The 22,914-nt window shown below is 69.8% G+C and carries 18 protein-coding genes; 7 read left to right on the top strand and 11 right to left on the bottom strand.

The window, feature by feature from the left end; translation table 11 throughout:
• Positions 1-5 precede the first annotated feature (5 nt).
• From OD750_RS13350 to OD750_RS13340, 3 genes are all read right to left on the bottom strand, one after another.
• Complete coding sequence (locus OD750_RS13350) at positions 6-326, bottom strand: hypothetical protein (protein WP_263545730.1); 321 nt, start codon at positions 324-326, stop codon at positions 6-8.
• A complete protein-coding gene (locus OD750_RS13345) occupies positions 326-1,708 on the bottom strand; it encodes a sigma-54-dependent transcriptional regulator (protein WP_263545729.1) in 1,383 nt (460 codons plus the stop codon). Before OD750_RS13345 ends, OD750_RS13350 begins: the two co-directional genes overlap by 1 nt.
• Positions 1,709-1,789: 81 nt before the next feature.
• The gene (locus OD750_RS13340) at positions 1,790-3,496 is read right to left on the bottom strand and encodes an ArnT family glycosyltransferase (RefSeq protein WP_263545728.1); all 1,707 of its coding nucleotides are present in this window, start codon (positions 3,494-3,496) and stop codon (positions 1,790-1,792) included.
• A gap of 177 nt (positions 3,497-3,673) precedes the next feature.
• On the opposite strand from OD750_RS13340, the gene OD750_RS13335 reads away from it, so the two are divergent.
• Positions 3,674-4,456, top strand: coding sequence for a glycosyltransferase family 2 protein (locus OD750_RS13335; protein WP_263545727.1), 783 nt, complete (start codon positions 3,674-3,676; stop codon positions 4,454-4,456).
• A gap of 9 nt (positions 4,457-4,465) precedes the next feature.
• Here the strand turns inward: OD750_RS13335 and OD750_RS13330 are convergent, their stop codons facing one another.
• From OD750_RS13330 to def, 8 genes are all read right to left on the bottom strand, one after another.
• Positions 4,466-4,945, bottom strand: coding sequence for a hypothetical protein (locus OD750_RS13330; protein WP_263545726.1), 480 nt, complete (start codon positions 4,943-4,945; stop codon positions 4,466-4,468).
• A gap of 111 nt (positions 4,946-5,056) precedes the next feature.
• Positions 5,057-6,775 (bottom strand): ArnT family glycosyltransferase, encoded by a 1,719-nt coding sequence (locus tag OD750_RS13325; RefSeq protein ID WP_263545725.1) that lies wholly within the window; start codon positions 6,773-6,775, stop codon positions 5,057-5,059.
• A gap of 65 nt (positions 6,776-6,840) precedes the next feature.
• Complete coding sequence (locus OD750_RS13320) at positions 6,841-8,634, bottom strand: DUF885 domain-containing protein (RefSeq protein WP_263545724.1); 1,794 nt, start codon at positions 8,632-8,634, stop codon at positions 6,841-6,843.
• A gap of 88 nt (positions 8,635-8,722) precedes the next feature.
• Positions 8,723-10,888: a sensor histidine kinase gene (locus tag OD750_RS13315; protein ID WP_263545723.1), complete on the bottom strand. Its 2,166-nt coding sequence runs from the start codon at positions 10,886-10,888 to the stop codon at positions 8,723-8,725.
• Entirely contained in the window at positions 10,864-11,451 is a 588-nt protein-coding gene (locus tag OD750_RS13310) for a DUF4390 domain-containing protein (RefSeq protein ID WP_263545722.1), read from the bottom strand. The genes OD750_RS13315 and OD750_RS13310 overlap by 25 nt, the downstream gene beginning before the upstream one ends.
• Positions 11,426-12,727, bottom strand: coding sequence for a 16S rRNA (cytosine(967)-C(5))-methyltransferase RsmB (gene rsmB / locus OD750_RS13305; RefSeq protein WP_263545721.1), 1,302 nt, complete (start codon positions 12,725-12,727; stop codon positions 11,426-11,428). The genes OD750_RS13310 and rsmB overlap by 26 nt, the downstream gene beginning before the upstream one ends.
• Positions 12,724-13,668: a methionyl-tRNA formyltransferase gene (fmt, locus tag OD750_RS13300; RefSeq protein WP_263545720.1), complete on the bottom strand. Its 945-nt coding sequence runs from the start codon at positions 13,666-13,668 to the stop codon at positions 12,724-12,726. Before fmt ends, rsmB begins: the two co-directional genes overlap by 4 nt.
• Before the next feature lie 8 nt (positions 13,669-13,676).
• Positions 13,677-14,183, bottom strand: coding sequence for a peptide deformylase (def, locus tag OD750_RS13295; protein WP_263545719.1), 507 nt, complete (start codon positions 14,181-14,183; stop codon positions 13,677-13,679).
• Positions 14,184-14,400: 217 nt separating this feature from the next.
• Here def and OD750_RS13290 point away from each other — a divergent pair, with 217 nt between their 5' ends.
• The 6 genes from OD750_RS13290 to OD750_RS13265 all read left to right on the top strand — a co-directional run bounded on the left by OD750_RS13290 (position 14,401) and on the right by OD750_RS13265 (position 22,910).
• Complete coding sequence (locus OD750_RS13290; protein WP_263545718.1) at positions 14,401-15,567, top strand: LysM peptidoglycan-binding domain-containing protein; 1,167 nt, start codon at positions 14,401-14,403, stop codon at positions 15,565-15,567.
• Between the two features lie 101 nt (positions 15,568-15,668).
• On the top strand, positions 15,669-16,805 hold the full coding sequence (gene dprA / locus OD750_RS13285) for a DNA-processing protein DprA (protein WP_263545717.1): 1,137 nt from the start codon (positions 15,669-15,671) through the stop codon (positions 16,803-16,805).
• 264 nt (positions 16,806-17,069) lie between these two features.
• The gene (locus OD750_RS13280; RefSeq protein ID WP_263545716.1) at positions 17,070-19,544 is read left to right on the top strand and encodes a DNA topoisomerase I; all 2,475 of its coding nucleotides are present in this window, start codon (positions 17,070-17,072) and stop codon (positions 19,542-19,544) included.
• Positions 19,545-19,620: 76 nt separating this feature from the next.
• Complete coding sequence (gene tsaC / locus OD750_RS13275) at positions 19,621-20,160, top strand: L-threonylcarbamoyladenylate synthase type 1 TsaC (RefSeq protein WP_336407560.1); 540 nt, start codon at positions 19,621-19,623, stop codon at positions 20,158-20,160.
• Between the two features lie 42 nt (positions 20,161-20,202).
• Entirely contained in the window at positions 20,203-21,579 is a 1,377-nt protein-coding gene (locus OD750_RS13270; RefSeq protein WP_272841944.1) for an AMP-binding protein, read from the top strand.
• Positions 21,576-22,910, top strand: coding sequence for a hypothetical protein (locus OD750_RS13265; protein WP_263545715.1), 1,335 nt, complete (start codon positions 21,576-21,578; stop codon positions 22,908-22,910). The genes OD750_RS13270 and OD750_RS13265 overlap by 4 nt, the downstream gene beginning before the upstream one ends.
• The last annotated feature ends 4 nt before the right edge of the window (positions 22,911-22,914 follow it).

The raw sequence follows: 22,914 nt of genomic DNA, 5'->3' as shown, positions 1-22,914 counted from the left end.
CGGCGTCAGCGCTTCAGGCGCCGTAGAAAAACATCCATTTCCTTCTGGGCCTGCTTGTCGCCGCGCGCCGCGGCGACGGCGATACCGCGCTCGTACGCGTCGATCGCGCCGGCTGTGTCGCCGCTCTGCGCGAGGGATTTTCCCAAGAGCTTCCACGCCGCGGAATAGTTCGCGTCGAACGCGAGCGTGTCGCGGCACGCCTGCGCCGCGGCGGCGTGATCGCCGCCACCGGCCAGCGCGTTGGCGAGCGAGAAACGCAGCAGCGCGCCGTCGCGCGCGCCGCCGATCTGCGCGCGCAGGTTCGCGATCAGCGCCTGCACGTCCATCAGTCTTCGCGCGCCATCGCCTTCACGTCGACGCCGAGGTCGCGCAGCTTGCGGTACAAATGCGTGCGCTCCATGCCGACGGCCTTGGCGAGCTTGCCGACGCTGCCGCCGGCCTCCTGCAGCTGGCGCAACAGGTAGGCGCGTTCGAACTGCTCGCGCGCCTCGCGCAGCGGCAGGCCGTAGTCGATGTCGAAGCCGTCGCCGCGCGGCGCGCGCACCGGCGGCGGCGCGGCGCCGAGCGCGTGCTCGACTTCGGCGAGTTCGACCTCGGGCGCGGCGCCGAGTATCAGAAGCCGCTGCACGAGGTTGCGCAGCTCGCGCAGATTGCCGGGCCAGCCGTAGTTGCGCAGGCGATTCTGCACCGCGACCGGAAAATGGCGATAAGGCAATTTGTCGCGATTGGCAAAAAAATCGGCGTAGTAGTGCAGGAGCTCGGGCACGTCCTCGATGCGTTCGCGCAGCGCCGGCACGGCGAGCGGCACCACCTTGAGCTGGTAATAGAGTTCGTCGCGGAAACGGCCCGCGCCGACGAGCGCTTCGAGATCCTGCGCGGTCGCGGCGATCACGCGCACGTCGAGCGGCACCGGCTCGCGACCGCCGCAGCGGATCAGCGCGCGGCGTTCGAGCGTCGAGGAAAGGCGCAGCTGAAGTTCCGGATCGAGTTCGGCGACCTCGTCGAGAAACAACGTGCCGCCGTTCGCCTGTTCGAGCAGGCCGTACTGCACGCCGTTACCGTCCTCGGCGCCGAACAGGGCTTGCGCCGCGTGTTCGCGCGCGATCGAACCCGGCGCCACGGTCACGAACGGGCCCGCGCGGCGCGCGCTGCGCTCGTGCATCCAGCGGCCGAGCGATTCCTTGCCGCTGCCGGGTTCGCCGGTCATCAGGAGCCACGTGTCGTGGCCGGCGAGACGTTCGAGCTGGCTGCGCAGCGACTGCATCGCGCGCGACGAACCGATCGGCTCGAGCGGCACCGGAATATTGCGCTTCAGGCCTTCGTTCTCGCGCTTGAGGCGGCTAGCTTCGAGCGCGCGCTCGACGGTGAGCAAGAGCTTGGCGAGCGAGATGGGTTTTTCGACGAAGTCGTACGCGCCCAGGCGCGTGGCCTCGACCGCGGTTTCGACCGTGCCGTGGCCGGAAATCATGATCACGGGACACGGCAGGCCGCCGCGCTCGGACCATTCGCGCAACAGGCTGATGCCGTCGGTGTCGGGCATCCAGATATCGAGCAGCACGACGTCCGGACGCTGCTGCCGGCGCGCCTCGCGCGCGGCTTGCGCGTTCTCCGCCACGCTGACCTGGTACCCCTCGTCCTCGAGGATTTCCTTGACCAGACTGCGGATGTCGGGCTCGTCGTCGACGACGAGTATGTGTCCGGAAGCCATGCCCGCCCCTGTGGCGCCAATACGACGATGCAGCATAGCGCATCGCGTCACGGCGGGAGTTCGTTCGCCGTTAGCGGTCGGTCAGTCCGTCAGCTCCGCGCCGTCGCGCGCCGGCGGCGTGCCGTAGCGCCAGTAGTCGGGCGGGTACAGCTGCGTGCGGCGCTCCGGTTCGGCCGGGGTTTTGCCGGCCTTGAGCGCGGCGAGCTTGTCGGCGTCCCAGATTTCGAGCCATTGCGAGCGGAACGGCTGGATCAGGCGCGCGTAGCGGCGCGCATCGAGATCGAGCTTCGGCGAGTAGCGCACGATCAGGCCGCCGGGATGCTTTTGCGTCCACTCGGCGATCTGCCCTTCGTAGATCTCGTCGATGTGCCCCGTCATGCGCGCATGGAAATGGAACTGGCCGGCGTACACGCCGAGATTGGCGACCGGCACGCCCTGCGCGCGCGCCGCGCCGATCGCCGCAGCGGCCGGACGCAGGTCGAAATTGTGGAACAGCGTCTGCGCGAACAGCGAATGCGCCGCGGCGGCAGCGAACAGACCCACGCCCGCGACGCGGTGCAGCTGCGTGTCGTCGCCGCGGCCCGGCAGCAGCAACAAGAGGCCGAGCACGACGAAGACGACGCCGTACCAGGGCGAGAGTCGCGCGGCGTCGTGCGCCCAGTGCGAGTTCAGGTGTCCGCTCGCGAGCCACGCCGGCAGCGCGAACAGCAGCACCGCGAAGAACAGCGCGGCGACGGCCAGCGGCCACGGATTCCAGAAGCGGCCAAGCGTCTCGTCGCGCACCTGCTGACGCCCGAGCGCACAGGCCAGCGCCATCGCGGCGCCCGGCAGCAGCGGCAGGAGGTAATACACCTGCTTGCCCGAGATCAGGCAGAAGACCGCGAACGTCGGCGCGAGCCACGCGATCAGAAACCGCTCGCCGTCGCCGATCGGCCGGCGCAGCTTCGCCATCGCATGCCACAGCCGCGGCCAGCCGACCCACGGAAACAGCAGCACGAGCAGCATCGGGAAATACCAGTACAGCGGCCGTGCATGATCGAAACTGTCGACCATGCGACCGGCGGTCTGCATGAAGAAGAGTTCGTTGCGATAGGCCTCGCCACCGGCGTACGCGGCGGGCAGCGCCCACGCGACGAGAATCGCGAAACCGCCGAGGAGCGCCGCGATGCCCTTCAGATACCAGCCGCGCCGGTCGGCGCGCGCGTGTTCGCTCCACCACGGACCGAGCAGCAGCGGAAACGCGACGTGCAGGAGCATGACGGGCCCCTTGGTCATGAGCCCCGCGCCGACGAACACCGCGAACCAGCCCCAGCGCGGCTTGCCGGCGAGCGATGCGAGCGCCGCGACGACCCATACGGCCAGCAGCACCTCGTACATGATCTGCAGACCGAACAGGAACGCGTACGTCAGCGCGAGCAGGAACCACGGCGTCAGGCGCGCGACGGCCGGACGCAGCGCGAACACGCGCCGTGCCAGCGCGACCGACACGACGATCCAGCTCGCGCCGATCAGCACCTCTAGTACGCGCGGCCACACGTCGTTGACGCCGAACACGGCCCAGCCCGCGTGAATCAGCCAGAACAGCAGCGGCACCTTGTGACTGTACGGCTCGCCGTTGATGTGGGGCACGATGAACTGGCCGCTCTGCCACATCTCCCACGCCACGGCGAGCGTGCGCGTCGAGTACAGCGGCATCGGGCCGTGCTGGAAGATCGCGAACAGCGCGACCGCGCACCAGAGCGCCAGCCACGCGGGCGGAACGAGGAAGTGTCGGGCGGACTGTCGCATCGGGCGCCGGTTCGGTACGGGGCGCGCAGTTTAGCCGAGCGCGGCGCCGGAAGCGGCCCAAACGGCTGAACGCCGGCCATCGCGGCGCGCGGCGGCCGGTACGCACCGGGGCGGCCGTGCAGGGCTGCGGGTGCCGCGTCGGCTATCCTTCACGGCCGTGCCCTTGCCGCCACCCGCATGACTGCCATCGCCGACCGACCGCGCCTGTCCGCCTGCATCATCACGCTGAACGAGGCCGACCGCATCGACGCCTGCATCGCGTCGCTCGCGTTCTGCGACGAGGTGGTCGTCGTCGACTCGGGCTCGACCGACGGCACCCGCGAACGCGCGCAGACAGCCGGCGCGCGCGTGATCGAGCGTGCGTTCGACGGTTACCGGCGCCAGAAGGACTACGCGGTGCAACAGGCTTCGCACGACTGGGTGCTGTGCCTGGATGCCGACGAGCGCGTGAGCGCCGAGCTGCGCGCGTCGATCGAAACGGCGCGCGACGCGGGCTTCGCCGGCACGTCGGGCTATCGCTGCGCGCGCGCGACCGACTATTTCGGCGCGTACCTGCGCCACGGCAACGCGTATCCCGACCGCGTGCTGCGCCTGTTCGACCGCCGCCGCGGCGGCTGGCGCGGCGACCGCGAAATCCACGAGCACGCGAGCGTCGACGGCAAGGTCGAGACGCTCGCGGGCGACCTCCTGCATCACGCGTACCGCTCGCTCGCCGACCAGCTCGCGCGGCTGGAGCGCTACGCGCGGATGATGGCCGAGCACGACCGCGCGCGCGGACGCCGCGCGACGGTCATGAACCTCCTGTTCAATCCGTGGTGGCGCTTCGTGCGCGGCTACGTGCTGCGCCTGGGCTTTCTCGACGGCTGGCGCGGCCTCGTCTACGCGTGGGTCGACGCGAACTACGTACGCCAGAAGTACATCAAGCTGTGGCTGCTCGACCGCGGCCAGCCGATCGCCTAGTTCTCAACGTCAGGCCTCGGCGAGCATCGCCTCGACGCGCCGCGCCATCGCGTCGGCGAACGCCTCGTCCTTCGCCTTCGCCAGCACGCGGCGATACTCCGGCAGAAGGTCGGTCAGCTCGGCCTTCGAGTACGCGCGTTCGAGCTTGAGCGTGAACAGGAAAGCGCGCAGCCCGAGCGCGGCCACCGCCGTTTCGTTGATGAACGCGCGCGCGAGCTGCAGCGGCGGCAGCGTCGCCACCGCGGTCGGCGCATTCGCCGCGACCGGCGCGGCACCGCCGTGCGCCGAGATCAGGCCGAGCCGTTCGAGTTCGTCGAGAATGCTGCCGACGTCGCCGATCGCCTGAAACTGACGTTTGAGTTCGGCCGCCGACTGACGCCCATGTATCGCGATCAGCAATGATCGCGTACGCGCATGAAGCTTGTGCCGGCGTTCGCCGAGTTCACGTACTCCAGCGTCGGTTTTTTCCGGTATCGCGTTGTCCAGCATAGTCCCCGCTCCCGTTGCCCCCCGGCACGAAAGTTAGCGTTGCACTGCAGCAATTGTCCAGCAACGTGTTGTGAAATGTCGGCTTTATGTCGCGATCGCGCAAGCGCCGCGTCAATCGTCCGGATCGTCGCCGGCCGTCCCGGCCTTGCTGCGCGGATCGCAGCCGTCCTTGAACGCGTCGGCGCGGATCAGCAGCCATTCGCGCCGGTTCGCGTGACCGACGTAGCGCGACTTGTCCTTGTCGACGCATTCGCCGAGCGCCTGGTCGAGAATGAACAACCACCGTTTTTCCGGCTGCTCCAGAACCCAGGTTCGGGCGAGCGCGAGCTGCTCCGGCCACGACCGCACGAAGCCGAAATCGCGCGCCGGGCGGTCGACGAGCAGGAGGTTCTGCTCCTTCCACGCGACCAGCCCGAGCTCGCCGTCGGGACCGATCATTTCGCCGGTGCGGCGCATCACGAGCGCGGCCGAGGTCGAGTCGTTCAGGATCGGGTACGCCCACAGGCTCCAGCCGAGCCAGATCGCGGCGAGCGTCGCGACCAGACCGTACAGGCTACGCCGCACGCGGAACGCGAGCGCGGCCAGCGCCGCGACCGCGCCGATCGCGACGATGAAGCCCCACAGCATCGCGCCGCCGCCTTCGAAGCCGCGCTGTTCGACCAGGAGGTTCGCGCGCGGCCACTGGCCGCTCCACGCGTAGCCGCCGATCGCGAGAAACAGCACCGCGAGAAGAACGGTGAAGCCGAACACGGCGCGCCGGAACGCGGGCCGCTGCGCGAACGTTTCGAGCTGCGCGCCGACGAGCAGCGCGACGAGCGGCAGCGCCGGCATGATATAGACGTCGCGCTTGCCTTTGGGAAAAGTAAAGAAAACAATGATTATCACAACCCACGCGAGCGGCAGCAGCACACGCGCGTCGCGCAGGCGCAGCGAACGCGCCCACGCCGGCACGGTCCACGGATACGCCAGCGACAGCGGCAGCCACGTGAACAGCACGATCGGCAGGTAGTACCACGGCGGCTGGTGGTGGTCCCACGATTGCGTATAGCGGCCGGCGGTCTGGCGAAAAAGAATGTCGTCGAGATACGCGGCGAACTCCGGCGAATCCTGCGTCCGGGCGGCAACGAACAACGGTCCGAGCCACAGCGCGACCGCCGCGACGAACGCCAGCGCGCCGCCGAGCCAGCGCCAGGCGCCGCCCTCGATGCGCGGCAGATGCTCCCACCGCTGCCAGCGCGCGAACAGGTACGGCAGGAACATGAACAGCGCGAGCACGCCGACGCCCTTGGTGATCACGCCGAGCCCCGCGGCGAAGCAGCCGAGCCAGTACGCGCGCCAGTCGGGGCCGAGCAGAAAGTGCCGCAGCAGGCCGTAGTTCGCGAGCGTCAGGAAAAAGCACACGGTCGGATCGATCTGCGCGCGCTTGACCTGGTACACGAATTGAAACGTGCACAACAGCGCAGCTGCCGCGTACAGGCCGGCGCGCGGATTCCACAGGCGGCGGCCGAGGTCGTAGACGAGCCACAGCATGCCGAGGCCGGCCAGGAGCGACGGCAGCAGGAACGCGACGCGCCATTGCCCGGTCAGCGTGTAGAAGAACGCCTGCATCGCCATGAACATCGGCGGCTTGTCGGAATAAAGCTCCGAGCCGCGATGCGGAATCAGCCAGTTGCCGCTCTCGATCATCTGTTTGGCGACGAGCGTGAAGCGCGGCTCGTCGGCCGGCCACGGGTCGCGCAGGCCGATGCCGGCGGCGAGGATCACGAGGGCGATCGCGAAAAACAGCCAGAATTGCTGGCGCTCGGTCAGCCGGAACGAGGACATGGTCATGCGAAAGGATACAAAGCGGGCGCACAGTATAGCCGCGCCCGCGTTACGGCCTTCTCAGGAACGTCTCAGAGAATCGGCTCGTTGAAATACAGCGCCCGCGCATACTTCACCGGCGGCGCGCCGTACGACAGCACCGCGTCGTGATAGCGCTTGAGGTCGAACTGCGCGCCTTCGCGGCGCTCGGCCTCGCGGCGCAGCGCGATCCATTCCTCGGCGCCGACGAAATACGTCGACAGCTGCACCGCTTCGAGCTGCGCGCGCGTCCACTTGCCGGCCGCCTCGCGTTCTTCCTGGAACGTCTCGTCGATCATGAAACGTACCGTGTCTTCGCGGCTCGCGCCGTCGACGTGCACCATCTGGTCGACGATCGCGTTGCTGATGCCGCGCAGCAGCCACTTCAGGTGCACGAGCTTGAACAGCGGATCGTCGGCGCGATAGCCGACGTCGACCATGACGTTCTGCGTGTACCACGCCCAGCCCTCGACGAACGGCCCCGACCACAGCACGGCGCGCAGCGGCGAGGCGTAGCCGTTCGCATGCCACATCTGCACGAAGTGGCCCGGCATCGCCTCGTGAACGGTCAGCTCGCGGATCGAGCGCGTGTTGTACTCGCGCAGGTACGACTCGACCTGTTCGGCGGTCCAGTCGTCGGGAATCGGCGAGACCGAGTAGAACGTCGGCAGGTGCTTCTCCAGCGGCCCCGGCGGATCGCACGTCGCGAGCGCGATGCCGCGCTGGAACGGCGGCAGCGGCACGATCTTGAGCGGCGCGTCGGGCAGCGTGAGCAGGTTCTTTTCGCGCACGAACGCGGTGGTTTCGGCGAGCGCTGCCTCGGCTTCGCGAATGACGCCGTCGCGCGCGGGGCGCTGCGCCGCCGCAAGATCGAGCGCCGCGGCGATGGTGCGGCGTTCTTCGGCCTTGCTCGGATGCTGCGGATAGAACGGCGCGCCCGGACGCGCGGCGAGGATCGACCGCGACAACGCATACATTTCCGAGCGCACGCGCGCCAGCTCCGCCTCGGCGCGCGTGCGGATTTCCGCGCGTGGCAGCGGCGAGTCGAGCGCGAACGCGAGCTTCTCGTCGAACCGCTGCGCGCCCGCGCGGAAGTCGCCGCGCGCGCCCGGCACGAGCGTTCCGTCGATCCACTTCTGCTGCTCGGCCACCGCCGTGCGCAAGCCCGCGATCGCGGCGTCGAGGCGCGCGCGGTCGGCCGCCTCGAGCGCGCCGGCCGCCGGCACGATCAGCTCGTCGATGATGCTGAGCACGCCGGCGTTCTGCACCGACGCGATTTCCGCGTGGATCTTCGGCACGCGCGACGGATCGAGGTTCGCGCGCGCCTGCGCGTACAGGCGAGGCAGTTTTTCCATGCGCGCGGCGGCGTTGCGCAGTCGCTCGGGCAGCGGCGCGAACTCGCGCGCCATCAGAAGATGCAGCGAATTGCCAGCGAGCTGCGTGTAGACGAGCGGATTCCACCGCCACGACTGGAACGTCTTGGCGTTCCACACGTCGGCGCGCAGCTGATTGCGCAGCATCAGATAGTCGACGTGGTTGGCGCGCGACAGCTGCGCGGGGTCGATGCGCGCGAGCCGGTCGAGCAGGCGCCGCGCAAACGCTTCGGACTGGCCGCGACCGCCGGCGGAAAGATCGTCGAGCTCGGCGTCGTAGCGGTGATCGCCGGCCAGCGTGGCATTGACCGGCGACAGGCGCATCGATTCCGACAGCCACTGCGCCGACAGCGTTTCGAAGGTGCGGTCGGCCTCGCTGGAGACGGCGGCATCCGGCGGTCGCACGGCCTGCGGCTGGCAGCCGGCGACGACGAAACAGGCGGCGAGACACGCGACGAGCAGGCGGCGCGACATGGTTTTCTCCGGCGCAGGGGGTTGCCGGAGCTTAGCCGTGTCTCGACAAATCCAGATATCCCAAAAGGCAGGGATGTGAACCGTTTCGCTAATCGAGCGGCAGGCGCAGGCGGAAACTCGCGCCGCCCTCGGGGCGGTCCTCGGCGCGAATACTGCCGCCGTGTTCCTCGACGATCTTCTTGACGACCGCGAGACCGAGCCCGGTGCCGCGCTGCTTGCTGCTCGTGTACGGCTCGAACCAGCGGTCGCCGAAGCCGTCGGGCAAGCCCGGGCCGTTGTCGGCGATGGTCAGCTCGACGAACGCGCGGCCACCTTCTTCGACGCGTTCGGTCACGACGTCGATGCGCGGCTTCGCCGTTTCGCCGATCGCCTCGAGCGCGTTCTTCAGTAGATTGTGCAGCAGCTGGCGCAGACGGCCGGCATCGGCGCGCACCATCAGCTCCTCGTCGGCGAAGCGGCGCGTCAGCTGCAGGCGCTGGTCGTTCTCGTACAGGTCGAGCACTTCGCCGACGAGCGCGTGCAGCGCGAGCGGCCGCGTCGACAGCTGCGGCGGGCGCGCGTAGTCGCCGAACGAATTGACCATCGTCTTGAGCGCTTCGACCTGGCTCACGATCGTGCGCGTCGCGCGGTCGAGCACTTCGGTGTCGTCGGCCGGCAGGCGGCCGATGAAGCGCCGGCGCAGGCGTTCGGCGGCGAGCTGGATCGGCGTCAGCGGGTTCTTCACTTCGTGCGCGAGGCGCCGCGCGACTTCGGCCCAGGCCGCGTCGCGCTGCGCGCGATTGAGCAGCGTCAGGTCGTCGAACACCGCGACGTAGCCGGCGTCTTCGGCGCCGCCGGCGACGAGTTCTGTGCCGTGCAGCAGCAGCACGCGGCGCTCGTTGTCGCGTTCGATCACGATCTCCTCGCGCCACTCGCGCGCGTTCTCGCGCAGGTGCCGCAGCAGCGGATCGATCAGCGGCCCGAGCGACGGATGATCGCGCCGCATCGCGGCCAGCGGCTGGCCGAGCTGGCGCGACAGCGGCAGTCCGAGGATGCCGTCGGCCGCCCGGTTCGCGGTGCGCAGCACGCCGTCGCGGTCGACGCCGAGCACGCCGGCCGACAGATGTTCGAGCACCGCTTTCAGATATGCGCGCTGCGCTTCGGTCTCCTGCGTGCTGCGCTGCGCGCGCGCGCTCGCGCGTTCGAGCTCGCGTTGCATCTGATTGAACGAATTCAACAGAAAGCCGAGCTCGTCGCGACTGGCGACCGGCAGCGGCGTGTCGTAGCGGCCCGCGCCGACCGCGCGCGTCGCGGCGGCGAGCCGGCCGACCGGCGCGACGAGCCGGCGCGCGACGCCGAACGCAGTCAGGAGCGCGAACAGCACCGACAGCAGCAGCACGAACGTCAGCACGAGCGTGAACGTAAGCTTCAACGAACTGCGCAGGAACTTCAGCCCCTGGAAGTCGAACGCCGCCGATTCGACGCGTGTGGTCAACGGACGCAGGCGCTCGGGCAGCGGAAACAGCGCCTGTAGCAGTCGCGCGTCGCCGCTGCCGGGCGAACCGACGCGCACGAGCACGCGCAGCACGAGCTGATCGGCCAGCGGTTCGGCCGACGCGTAACGGCCGCCGCCGGACAGGCGCATCAGCGTCGCGGCATCGGGATAGGCCGGCGTCAGAAACTTCGGGTCGGAACTCGACGTCGCGATCACCGTGGCGTTGTCGCCGAACAGCGTCAGCTGCGTCGCGGCGAACGCGTCGATCGCATCGTCGAGCTTGCCCTGCGCGTCGGCGTCGGCGACGTCGGCGAGTTCCGACGCGAGCGCCGCGCTCTCCTTCTCGCTCGCGCGCAAGCGCTCGTCGACGTACAGGCGGCCGATTTCCAGCGCGTCGTCGAGCGACTGTTCGAGGCGCACGTCGAACCACGCGTCGATCGTCGCGTTCAGAAAGTTCAGCGAAAACCCGTAGACGACGACGACCGGCGGCAGCGCCAGCAGCATCAGCATCGCGAGCAGCCGCCGCGTCAGCCGCGCACCCGGCACCTCGCGGCGCACGTCGCGCACGAGGCGCACGAGGCGCTGCGCGATGACGACGCAGAGCACGACGAGCGCAAGGCTCGCGAAGCCGAGCATCCACGGATGCAGGCGGCCGAGACGGCTCTCGCCGCCGGCCGCGTCGCCGGCCAGGAGCAGCGCGCAGCCGAGCAGCGCGACCACGGCCGCGGCCGGCAGCACGCGCCGCGTGAGCCAGTTCAGCCCGCGCGGGAACCGGGCCATGTCCGCTCCGCGCGAGGGTGCTGCCACAACCGCTGCACGAACGCCGGCAGGCGCAGCGCACCCGGCAGCGTGCTCGCGTCGAATTCGACCACGAGCCGCTGGCGTTCGCCGTCGCCGGCGACGATCGCGTTCGACGCGAGCGGCAGTTCGTAGCGGCCGAGCGCCGCGAGCGCCGCGGCGCGCACGCCGAACGCGCGCACGCTGCCTTGTTCCTGATCGCGCAACTGATACTGCCGCGTCAGCGGAAAATAGCGCAGCTCCACGTGCCGCTCGACGCTCGCGGCGTCGCGCCAGCCGACGAGGCCCGGCCGCTGCCGCGATACGCGCAGGCGCAGGCCGAGCACGACGCCGTGGTCGAGCGCTTCGAGCATGATCGCGCTCGGCCGCCAGTCGCAGTCGACGAGCAGCGCCGCACCGGTGCCGCGCGTTTCGACGCGCGCGCCGTTCAACGCCAGCACCGGCGCGCCGGGCGGCGGCGTGCAGCCGGCGAGCACGAGCGCCGCGGCCAGCGCGAGCGCACGGAGGCGCGATCGGCGGTCAGGCGCGTTTGTCGAGCACGGCATAGAAGAAACCATCCATGCCCCCGTCGCCGGGCAGGTTCTGGCGGCCGTGTCCGTCGGGGCGGCCGAATTCCGACGCGAAGTCGGCGAGCGGCGCGGCATCGGGGTGGCGCGCGAGAAACGCGGCGATCTGCGCGGCATTTTCGGCGCGCAATATCGAGCACGTCGCATAGACGAGGCGGCCGCCCGGTTCGACGAGCGGCCACAGCGCGTCGAGGATGCGCGTCTGTTCGGCGACGACCGGCGCGACGTCGCCGCCGCGGCGATGCAGGCGGATGTCCGGCTGGCGCCGCAGCACGCCGGTCGCCGTGCACGGCGCGTCGACGAGGATGCGGTCGTAGCGGCGGCCGTTCGACCACGCCTTCGGCGCGCCCGCGTCGCCGACGGCGACGCGCGGCTTCACGCCGAGGCGCGAGAACGTGTCGCGCATCGCCGCGACGCGTTCGGGATCGCGATCGAGCGCGGTCAGTTCCACATCGGCGCATTCGAGAATATGCGCGCTCTTTCCGCCCGGAGCGGCGCACGCGTCGAGCACGCGCTGACCGGACGCCAGATCGAGCAGTTGCGGCGCGAGCTGCGCGGCGCCGTCCTGCACCGAGAATTCGCCGTCGGCGTAGCCCGGCAGGCGCGTCACGTCGGTGCTCTGCGCCAGCACGATCGCGTCGGGCAGCCACGCGTGCGCGGCCGCTTCGCAGCCGCCCTCGGCGAGCCGCGCGATCAGCGCGTCGCGCGTCGTGCGGCGGCGGTTGGCGCGCAGCGTCAGCGGCGCCTGCGCGTTGTTCGCGGCGAGTATCGCTTCGACGTCGCGCGGCCAGTCGGCGGCGAGCGTGTCGAGCAGCCAGCGCGGGTGCGCGCAGGCGGTCATCGGATCGGCATCGAGCTTCGCGCCGATTTCGTCGCGTTCGCGCAGCCAGCGGCGCAGCACCGCGTTGACGAGCCCGGCGAACTTCGGCCGGCGCAAGGTGCGCGTGGCGTCGACGCTGCCGGCGACCGCGGCATAGTCCGGCAGGCCCATCACTTCGATCTGCACGAGGCCCAGCACGATCAGCGCGTGCAGCGCCGGTTCGCGCGTGCGCAGCGGCTGATCCATCAGGCGCCCGACGGCCGCGTCGTAGCGCAGCCACCAGCGCGCGCCGTCGTGCAGCAGCGCCGACAGCAGCGCGCGGTCGCGCGCGTCGTGGAGTCTCGGCGCGAACTGGGCGAACGCGTCGCGCAGCGACACGCCGCCGCGCACGATGCGTTCGAGCGCCTGCGCGGCGAACGCGCGGGCGTCGCTCATGCGGCTGCCTGCTTGAGTTCCGGCCGTGCGTTGAGATAGTCGAGCGCGCAGATGCGCTTGCCGCCGGCGCGCTGCAGTTCGGCGACGCGCAGCACGCCGTCGCCGGTCGCGACATCGAGGCCGTTGCGCGACGCGCCGACGAGCGTGCCGGGCGCGGCGTTCGCGCGCGCGTCGAGCGCGCTCGCGCGCCAGATGCGCAGGCGCTCGCCGGCGACGTCGCCTTCGGCGACCGGCCACGGATCGAACGCGCGCACCTTGCGCTCGATCGCGAGCGCCGACGCGTTCCAGTCGATCAGCGCTTCGGATTTTTCCAACTTGTGCGCATATTCCACACCGTCGTCCGGCTGCGCCTGCGTCGGCAGCGGCGCACGCGCGGCGGCCAGCAGCGGCAGCGTTTCGCGCAACAGGTCGGCGCCGATCGCACTGAGACGGTCGTGCAGGCTGCCGCCGGTGTCGTCGCGGCCGATGGGCGTCGCGCGCCGCGCGATGACCGGGCCGGTGTCGAGGCCTTTCTCCATCTGCATCAGGCACACGCCCGAGGCGTCGTCGCCGGCGAGGATCGCGCGCTGGATCGGCGCGGCGCCGCGCCAGCGCGGCAGCAGCGACGCGTGCACGTTCCAGCAGCCGTAGCGCGGCGTGGCGAGCACGCTCGACGACAGAATGAGCCCGTAGGCGACGACGACCATGAGATCGGCGTCGTACGCGGCGAGTCGCGCGCGCGATTCGACGCTGCGGAAATTTTCCGGCTGCTCCACGATGACGCCGGCGGCGAGCGCGGCGGCCTTGACGGGGCTTGCCGTCAGCTTGCGGCCGCGGCCCGCGGGACGGTCGGGCTGCGTGTACGCGGCCACGACGTTCGTGCCGGCGTCGAAGCAGGCGGCGAGACAAGGCACGGCGAAATCCGGTGTTCCGGCGAACACCACGCGCAGCGGTTCACGCATCGGCCCGCTCAAGCGCTGGCCGCGCCGCGGCGCTTTTCGAGCTTCTTGAGCACTATCTGGCGCTTGAGCGGCGAGAGGTAGTCGATGAACAGGCGGCCGGCGAGGTGATCCATTTCGTGCTGGATGCACACGGCGAACAGGCCGTCGGCCTCGATCGTGAACGGCTTGCCGTCGACGTCCTGCGCCTCGACCGTGATGCGGTTGGCGCGCTCGACGTCGGCGAAGATGCCGGGAACCGACAGGCAGCCTTCCTGATACGTCTGGATGCCGTCTTTCGCGACGATGCGCGGATTGACGAAGACGTGCGGGCTGTTCTTTTCCTCGGAGACGTCGATGACGACGAGCTGCCGGTGCACGTTGACCTGCGTCGCGGCCAGGCCGATGCCCGGCGCCTCGTACATGGTCTCGAACATGTCGGCGACGAGGCGCGCCAGATCGGGGCCGAATTCGGTGACCGGCTGCGCCTTGGTGCGCAGTCGCGGGTCGGGGGTTTCAAGAACGGTGAGCTTGGCCATGGGTGCTGCCTCGAAAGCCGATTTGCGCGGAAGTTGGCGGAACGGCTATCCGCCGCGCGCGTAACATGCGGAAATTCTACGCGGAATCAACCGCGTCGGACACGCGGCAGCGAATTCGCACGAAGACCCGGGGGTAACGGCCACGGCCGGTCATTTGCTCAAGCGTTTTCTTAAGATACACTCACAATGTCCTTGGGGAATCAGGTAATTGGCAGCCATGCTTAAAAAACTACCTGCACTTTTTGCCGGCCTGCTGCTCACCCTCGTTGCGGCGGCCGTCGACGACTCGGAGTTGCGTTCGGGTCATCCGGATACCTACACCGTCAAGCGCGGCGATACGTTGTGGGACATTTCCGCGCGCTTCCTCAAGAAGCCGTGGCTGTGGCCGGAGATCTGGCAAGCCAATCCGCAGGTCGAGAACCCGCACCTGATCTATCCGGGCGACGTGCTCAACCTCGCGTATCTCAACGGCAAGAACCGCATCACGCGCGCCGACAACGGCCCGCGCGTGCGCACCGAGCCGCTCGACAACGCGATCGAGCCGATTCCGCTCAAGGACATCAAAGAGTTCTTGAAGAACATGCGGATCGTCGACGAGGCGACGTACAAGCGCCTGCCGCACATCGTCGGCGTCGAGGAATCGCGCCTGCGCGTCGCCGAGGGCAACCTCGTCTACGCCAAGGGCATGGAGAACGCCAAGGCCGGCGACCAGTTCGTGATCGTGCGCCAGACCAACCTGTACTGGTCGATGCCGCCGGAAGAGAAAGGCGACGCGCCGACCACGCACGTGCGCGAGACCGATCCGTTCTTCCGCGGCGAAAAGGGCACGCTGTGGCACCACGCGCCGCTGGAACATACGTTCAAGGGCGACGTGAAGCTGCTCGGCTACGAAGTGATGGTGATCGGCAACGTCACGCTCACGCGCGCCACGAACCCGGCCTCGCTGCTCGTCACCTACTCGGATATCGAGATCCGGCCCGGCGATCTCGTCATGCCGATCGAAGACAAGCCGTACGACTCGCACTACCTGCCGCACGCGCCGGCGCAGGTTCCGGCCGACTTCCAGGTGCTCGCGTTCACCGATGCGAGCAACGCGATCGGACCGCGCCAGGTCGTCGCGCTGTCGCGCGGCGCGGCCGACGGCATCGAAAACGGCCACACGTTCAGCATCTATACGCCGGGCGAGCGCATCACCGACAACTACAAGTATCCGGAAGGCTCGTTCAAGAAGCTGTTCAACCCGAAGGACTCGAAGACCACGCTGCCGGAGGAGTACATCGGCCACGTGATGATCTTCCGCACGTTCGATCGCGTCAGCTACGGCCTCGTCATGGACGGCATCCGTCCGGTTCACAAGGGCGACGTGCTGCGCGCGCCGGATTGAGTCGGACCCGTTGAGTCGGACTCGTTGAGTCCGCCGGCGAATGCTTGCTACAACGAACGGCGCGGGGCAACCCGCGCCGTTTTCGTTTACGGAGCACAGCGATGCCGAACGACCGTTCGCCGGACGACACCCGCGCGTGGCTCGCGCTGCTGCGCGCGCCCGGCATCGGTTCGGCGACCGCGCGCGGCCTCGCCGTCCGCGCCGGCGGCGCCGCCGCGGCGCTTGCCGACCTCGAACGCCTGCGCGCCGAATTCGCGCTCGCCGACGCCGCGCTGACCTGGCTGCGCAAACCGGACGACGCGCGCATCGCGGCCGATCTCGACTGGCTCGCCGCGCCGGACCACCATCTCGTCACCTGGACCGACGTCGATTATCCGCCGCTCCTGCGCGAAATCGGCGCCGCGCCGGCCGCGCTGTTCGTCGCGGGCGACCCGACGCTCCTGTGGCTGCCGCAGATCGCCCTCGTCGGCGCGCGCAGCGCGACGGCCGGCGGCATCGCGAACGCGCGGCAGTTCGCACGCAGCCTCGCCGGCAGCGGTTTTGCGATCACCAGCGGCCTCGCCGACGGCATCGACGGCGCGGCGCACGCCGGGGCGCTCGACGCGGGCGGCGCGACGATCGCCGTGATGGGCACCGGCCCCGACCTCGTCTATCCGCGCAAGCACCGCGACCTCGCCGCGCGCATCGCCGAACGCGGCGCGCTGGTGACCGAATTCGCGCCGGGCGTCGAGGCGCAGGCGGCGTTCTTTCCGCGCCGCAACCGCATCATCTCGGGGCTGGCGCTCGGCACGTTGGTCGTGGAAGCCGGCGTCAAGTCGGGTTCGCTGATCACCGCCCGGCTCGCCGGCGAACAGGGCCGCGAGGTATTCGCGCTGCCGGGATCGATCCACAACCCGCTCGCGCGCGGCTGCCACCTTTTGATTCGCCAGGGCGCCAAGCTCGTGGAGACCGCCGACGAGGTGGCCGCCGAACTCGCGCCGCTCGCCGCCGCGCTCGGCGAGAGCCTGCGCGCGCGGCTGGCCGCGCCGGACGCGCCGGTCGCCGCCGAACCGGCGCCGGCCGCCCGCGACGCGGACTATCGCCGCGTGCTCGACGCGCTCGGTTACGATCCGATCGGCGTGGACGAGCTGGCCGAACGCTCGGCGCTGTCGATCGGCGCGCTGTCGTCGATGCTGCTGGTACTGGAACTCGACGGCGAAGTGATCAGCGTGGGCGGGGGCCGCTACAGCCGGGCCTGAGCCGTTCGGCGCCTCACGAACTCGCGCCGCGACAAGAACTTGCCGAACCGTGCGGCAGTCGACAGGAGGGCCCGCGGCCGCTCCCTTGATCGACGCTCCGGCGCCCCAACGCTCGGCGTTCAGCTTGACAGCGCGCGCCGGGCTGTGTGCACGATGAATAAAGAAGGTGTGCCCCGACGGCATGCCCGGTCGCCGTTGCGGACCGCCACCCCATACCATCGCCGGCCGCCCGACCGGCCTGCGCGCAGGATGCGCAAGGAACCCATGGCCAAGAACCTCCTCATCGTCGAGTCGCCCGCCAAGGCGAAGACGATCAACAAATACCTCGGCAAGGACTTCACGGTCCTCGCCTCTTACGGTCACGTGCGCGACCTCGTGCCGAAAGAAGGCGCGGTCGCGCCCGACCGCGAGTTCGCGATGAACTACGCGGTGATCGACAAGAACGAACGCCACGTCGACGCCATCGCCAAGGCCGCCGCCAAGGCCGACTCCCTGTACCTCGCGACCGACTTGGATCGCGAAGGCGAGGCGATCAGCTGGCACATCAGCGAAATCCTGCGCGAGCGCGGCCTGCTCGAAGGCAAGGACGTGCACCGCGTGGTGTTCTCCGAGATCACGCCGCGCGCGATCAAGGACGCCGTCGACAATCCGCGCGACCTGTCGCTCGACCTCGTCAACGCGCAGCAGGCGCGGCGCGCGCTCGACTACCTGGTCGGCTTCAACCTCTCGCCGGTGCTGTGGCGCAAGGTGCAGCGCGGACTGTCGGCCGGCCGCGTGCAGTCGCCCGCGCTGCGCATGATCGTGGAGCGCGAGGAAGAGATCGAACGCTTCGTGCCGCGCGAATACTGGAGCATGGACGCCGACGTCGCCCATGCGACCCAGCCGTTCCGCGCGCGCCTCTTGCGCCTGAACGGCAAGAAATTCGAACAGTTCGACCTGACCAACGCGACCGACGCGCATGCCGCGCGCGAAGCGCTGCTCAAGGCCGCCAACGGCACGCTCGTCGTCGCCGACGTGCAGTCGAAGGAGCGCAAGCGCCGTCCGGCCGCGCCGTTCACGACGTCGACGCTGCAGCAGGAGGCCGCGCGCAAGCTCGGCTTCACCACCAGCCGCACGATGCGCCTGGCGCAGCAGCTGTACGAAGGCATCGCGATCGGCGACGAGGGCGTCGTCGGCCTCATCACCTACATGCGTACCGACTCGACCAGCCTGTCGGACGACGCGATCGCCGAGCTGCGCGACGTGATCGGGCGCGACTACGGCAACAAGGCGCTGCCGGAAACCCCGAACGTCTACAAGACCAAGTCGAAGAACGCGCAGGAAGCCCACGAAGCCGTGCGCCCGACCTCCGCGCTGCGCCGCCCCGCGTCGGTCGCCAGCGCGCTTTCCGACGAGCAGCGCAAACTGTACGACCTCATCTGGAAGCGCACCGTTGCGAGCCAGATGCAGCACGCGACGCTCAACACCGTGTCGGTCGACCTCGCCTGCGGCGCCGATTCGGCGTTTCGCGCGTCGGGCACGACCGTCGTCGACCCGGGCTTTCTCGCCGTGTACGAGGAAGGCCGCGACCAGAAGAACGCCGAGGACGAGGACGAAGGCCGCAAGCTGCCGCGCATGGCCGTCGGCGACCGCGTGCCGCTGACCGACATCCTGGCCGAACAGCATTTCACCGAGCCGCCGCCGCGGTTCTCCGAAGCGAGCCTCGTCAAGGCGCTCGAGGAATACGGCATCGGCCGCCCGTCGACGTACGCGAGCATCATCCAGACGCTGCTCGGTCGCGAATACGTGACGCTCGATGCGCGCCGCTTCCGTCCGACCGACGTCGGCCGCGCCGTGAGCCGGTTCCTGTCGGGCCACTTCGCGCAATACGTCGACTACGAATTCACCGCCCGGCTCGAAGACGAGCTCGACGCCGTCAGCCGCGGCGAAGAGGACTGGGTGCCGCTGATGCAGCGGTTCTGGTCGCCGTTCAAGGCGCTCGTCGACGAGAAGATCGAAACGGTCGACAAGTCCGAGGCGAGCGGTTCGCGCCAGCTCGGCGTCGACGAGGCCACCGGCAAGCCGATTTCGGTGCGCCTGGGCCGTTTCGGGCCGTTCGTGCAGATCGGCACGAAGGAAGACGAGGACAAGCCGAAGTTCGCCAGCTTGCGCGCCGGCCAGAGCATGCACACGATCACGCTGCCCGAGGCGCTGGAGCTGTTCAAGCTGCCGCGCAATCTCGGCCAGGCGCCGGACGGCGACGACATCACCGTCGGCATCGGCCGCTTCGGGCCGTTCGTCAAGCACGGCAAGATCTACGCGTCGCTCAAGCCCGAGGACGATCCGTACACGGTCGAGCTGCCGCGCGCGCTGCAGCTGCTGCAGGAAAAAGCCGAGGCCGCCGCGAACCGCGTGATTTCGAGCTTCAACGACGGCGCGATCCAGGTGCTGCGCGGTCGCTACGGCCCGTACATCACCGACGGCAGCAAGAACGCGCGCATGCCCAAGGACCGCGAGCCCGAATCGCTGACCGAAGCCGAATGCGTGGAACTCCTCGCCGCGGCGCCGGACAAGCCCAAGCGCGGCGGCGGCCGTTTCGGCAAGAAGAAGGCCGACGACGCGCCGAAGAAGACGGCCGCGGCGAAGAAGGAAACCGTCAAGAAGGCGCCGGCCAAGAAGGCCGCCGCGAAGAAGACCGCGACGAAGAAGACCGCAGCGAAGAAGGCTGCCGTGAAGAAGGCGCCGGCCAAGAAAACCTGATCGCCTACGGAGCTGTACTGCGCAGTGAAGGAATAGTGCGTCATATTGCGTCTGTGACATGCAGGAACGGAATCTCATGCCGACGAACCCGACCATCGACGACGCCGTGCGCATCCTGCGCAGCGGCGGCATCGTCGCCTATCCCACCGAGGCCGTGTACGGCCTCGGCTGCGACCCGTTCAACGCCGCCGCGCTCGATCGCGTATTCGCCGCGAAACTCCGCCCGTCGGCGCGCGGCGTGCTGCTGATCGCGTCCGACTACGCGCAGATCGAACCGCTGATAGACCGCCGCACCGCGTCGGCCGCGTCGATCGAACGCGCGCTCGCGACGTGGCCGGGCCCGCACACCTGGATCTTCCCGCGATCGGACGCGGTACCCGAATGGATCGCGCGCGGACACGCCGGCGTCGCGCTGCGCGTCACCGCGCATCCGCTCGCGAGCGAGCTGTGCCGCGCGTTCGGCGGCCCGCTCGTGTCGACCAGCGCGAACCGCCACGGCGACGCGCCGGCGAAAACCGCCGCGGAAGTCCGCGCCGCGTTCGGCAACGACATCGACCTGGTGCTCGACGGCGAGGTCGGGGGCTTGAGCGCCCCACGCCGATCCGCGACGCTATGACCGGGGATTCACTCAGACACTGAGGCCCGGGGGGCTCCTCGCTTGTCCGCAGTCATCCAGACACATACGGGCGCCGCCGCTGCGCGCCTGCCGCTCGTGGCCGGACCGGCCGGACGCATCGTCGCGTGGCGCGACGGCGTGCCGGTCGACGCCGCGCATTTCCTCGCGCACGTCGCCGCCGTGGCCGAACGGCTGCCGGCCGCGCCCAACGCGGTCAACCTGTGCGACGACCGTTACCATTTCCTCGTCGCGTTCTGCGCCGTCGCGTGGGCCGGCCAGACGAACCTCTTGCCGCCGTCGCGGGCACCGCAGGCCGTGCTCGACGTCATGCACGCGCACCCGGGCTGCTACGCGATCAGCGACCAGACGCTCGAACTCGACCCGCCAAACCTGTGGCGCCTGCCCGACCTCGATACGCTCGGCGCACACCTCGAGACCTTCGACGTGCCGCACCTGCCGGCCGACCGCGTCGTCGCAATCGGCTATACGTCGGGCTCGACCGGCACGCCGAAGGCGAATCCAAAAACCTGGGGCTCGTTCAGCGCGAGCACCGCGAAGAACGCCGCGCTGCTGCGCGAGTTCGCCGGCGCGCCGCTCAACGTCGTCGCCACCGTGCCGCCGCAGCACATGTACGGCATGGAAACCTCGGTGCTGCTGCCGCTGCTCGCCGACGTCGCGATCCACGCCGGCAAGCCGCTCCTGCCGGCCGACGTCGCGCGTGCGCTCGCCGCCGTGCCGGCGCCGCGCCTGCTCGTCGCGACACCGGTGCATCTGCGCGCGCTCGTGCAGGCCGGCATCGACCTGCCGCCGATCGCCGCGGTGCTCAGCGCCACCGCGCCGCTCGCGGCCGATCTCGCCGCCGCGGCCGAGGCGCGGTTCGACACGCGCGTGATCGAGGTGTTCGGCTCGACCGAAACCTGCGTCATCGCGCACCGGCGCACGGCCTCGGACGACGCGTGGCAGGGCTACGAGGGCGTCGAACTCAGACCGCAGCCGGACGGCACGCAGGTGGACGCGCCCTGGTTCGCGGCGCCCGTGCTGTTGCAGGACATCGTCGAGATATTGCCGAAGAACGCGTTTCGCCTGTGCGGCCGCAACGCCGACCTGCTCGAAATCGCCGGCAAGCGCGCGTCGCTCGGCGACCTGACGCGGCGCCTGCTCGCGATACCGGGCGTCGAGGACGGCGCGATGTTCCAGAGCGACGACGACACCGCCGGCGTGCAGCGCATCGCCGCGCTGGTGGTCGCGCCGGGCCTGACCGAAGCGCAGATCCTCGCGCAGTTGCGCGAGGCGATCGATCCGGCGTTCCTGCCGCGACCGCTGCGGCGCGTGCCGAGGCTGCCGCGCAACGAAACCGGCAAGCTGCCGCGCGCGGCGCTGCTCGCGGCGTTGCGCGGGGCGGCTACCATTACCGGATGATCATCGCCGTTTTTGCCGCGCTGCTGTTCGCGCTGTTCGCGTTCGGCTTCTTTCCGGGTTTCATGTCGTTCGACAGCGCCTACCAGTGGTGGCAGGCGCGCACCGGCGACACGACCGACATCGCCGGCATCGGCATCGTGCTGATGTGGCGATTGTGCGATCTCGTGCTCGACGGGCCCGGCGGCTTGTTTCTGGCGCATCTGGCGATGTTCTGGTCCGGCGCGTGGCTCGTCGCGACTGCGTTCGACGTCGGTCGCGCGCGCCAGGCGCTGCTGCTCGCCGCGCTCGCGCTGCTGCCGCCGACGTGGCTGCTCGCGCACGCATGGAGCGACGCGGGCCTGCTCGCCTGCCTCACGCTCGCGACGGGCGCGCTGACGCGTGCGCAGGCGCGCGGCGACCGGCGCTGGATCCTCGTCGCCGTGCCGGCGCTGTTCTACGCGGCGCTGCTGCGGCACAACGCGCTTGCCGCCGTGCTGCCGCTCGCGTACTGGTGCAGTCGTTGCTATTTCCAGAAGGAAGCAAAAATCGCATCGCGCCGCGTCGCGCTGACGACGGTCGCGGCGATGGCCGCGCTCGTCGTCGCGACCGGCGCGGTCGACCGGCTCGCGGTGCGCAAGCACGTCACGATGCTGCCGTCGCTCGTGCTGTGGGATCTGTCGGGCATGTCCGCGCGCGCCGACACGCTGCTCGTGCCGCCGTACGCGATCGACGCGAAAGCCACCGTCGCCGACCTGCGCGAGACGTATCGGCCGTATACGAACACGTCGGTGCTGATGAGTTCGCGCGCGGCGCTGCGCGATCCTTTCGGCAGCTGGCCCGCGCCCGAGCTGCACGCGCTGATGCGCGACTGGGCCGGCGCGATCCTCGCGCATCCGGCCGCCTATCTCGCGCACCGCGCGCAGCTGTCGCGTTATCTGTTCTGGACGCGGCCGACGGCGCTCCCGCACGAACTCACGTTCGTGCCGACCCTGCTCGAATATCGCGACAACCCGAAGATCGCGCCGAACGAGAGCGCGCTGCACCGGCGCTGGACCGCGCTGATCGGCGATCTGCGCGCGACCCCGGCGTTCGCCGCGCTGACGTACCTCGTACCCGGCGTGCTCGTGGCGCTCCTGGCCCGTCGCGCGCGGCGCACGTCCGGCGGCGTCGCCGGCCTCACGGTGCTCGCGAGCGCGTGGCTGTACGCGCTGCCGCTCGCGCTGATCGCGCCGGCCGCGGAATTCCGCTACGTGCTGTGGCCGTGCGTGGCGAGCGCGCTCGGCATCTGGCTGACCCTCGCCGGCGCCGGTCGTACCGAACGGTCCGTCGCGGCCGGCGACGAAAGGCATTAAGCGC

Origin of the sequence: Tahibacter soli, assembly GCF_025717065.2 — a bacterium.
GTDB classification, from domain to species: domain Bacteria; phylum Pseudomonadota; class Gammaproteobacteria; order Xanthomonadales; family Rhodanobacteraceae; genus Tahibacter; species Tahibacter soli.
This window is presented reverse-complemented; position numbering and strand designations above follow the sequence as displayed.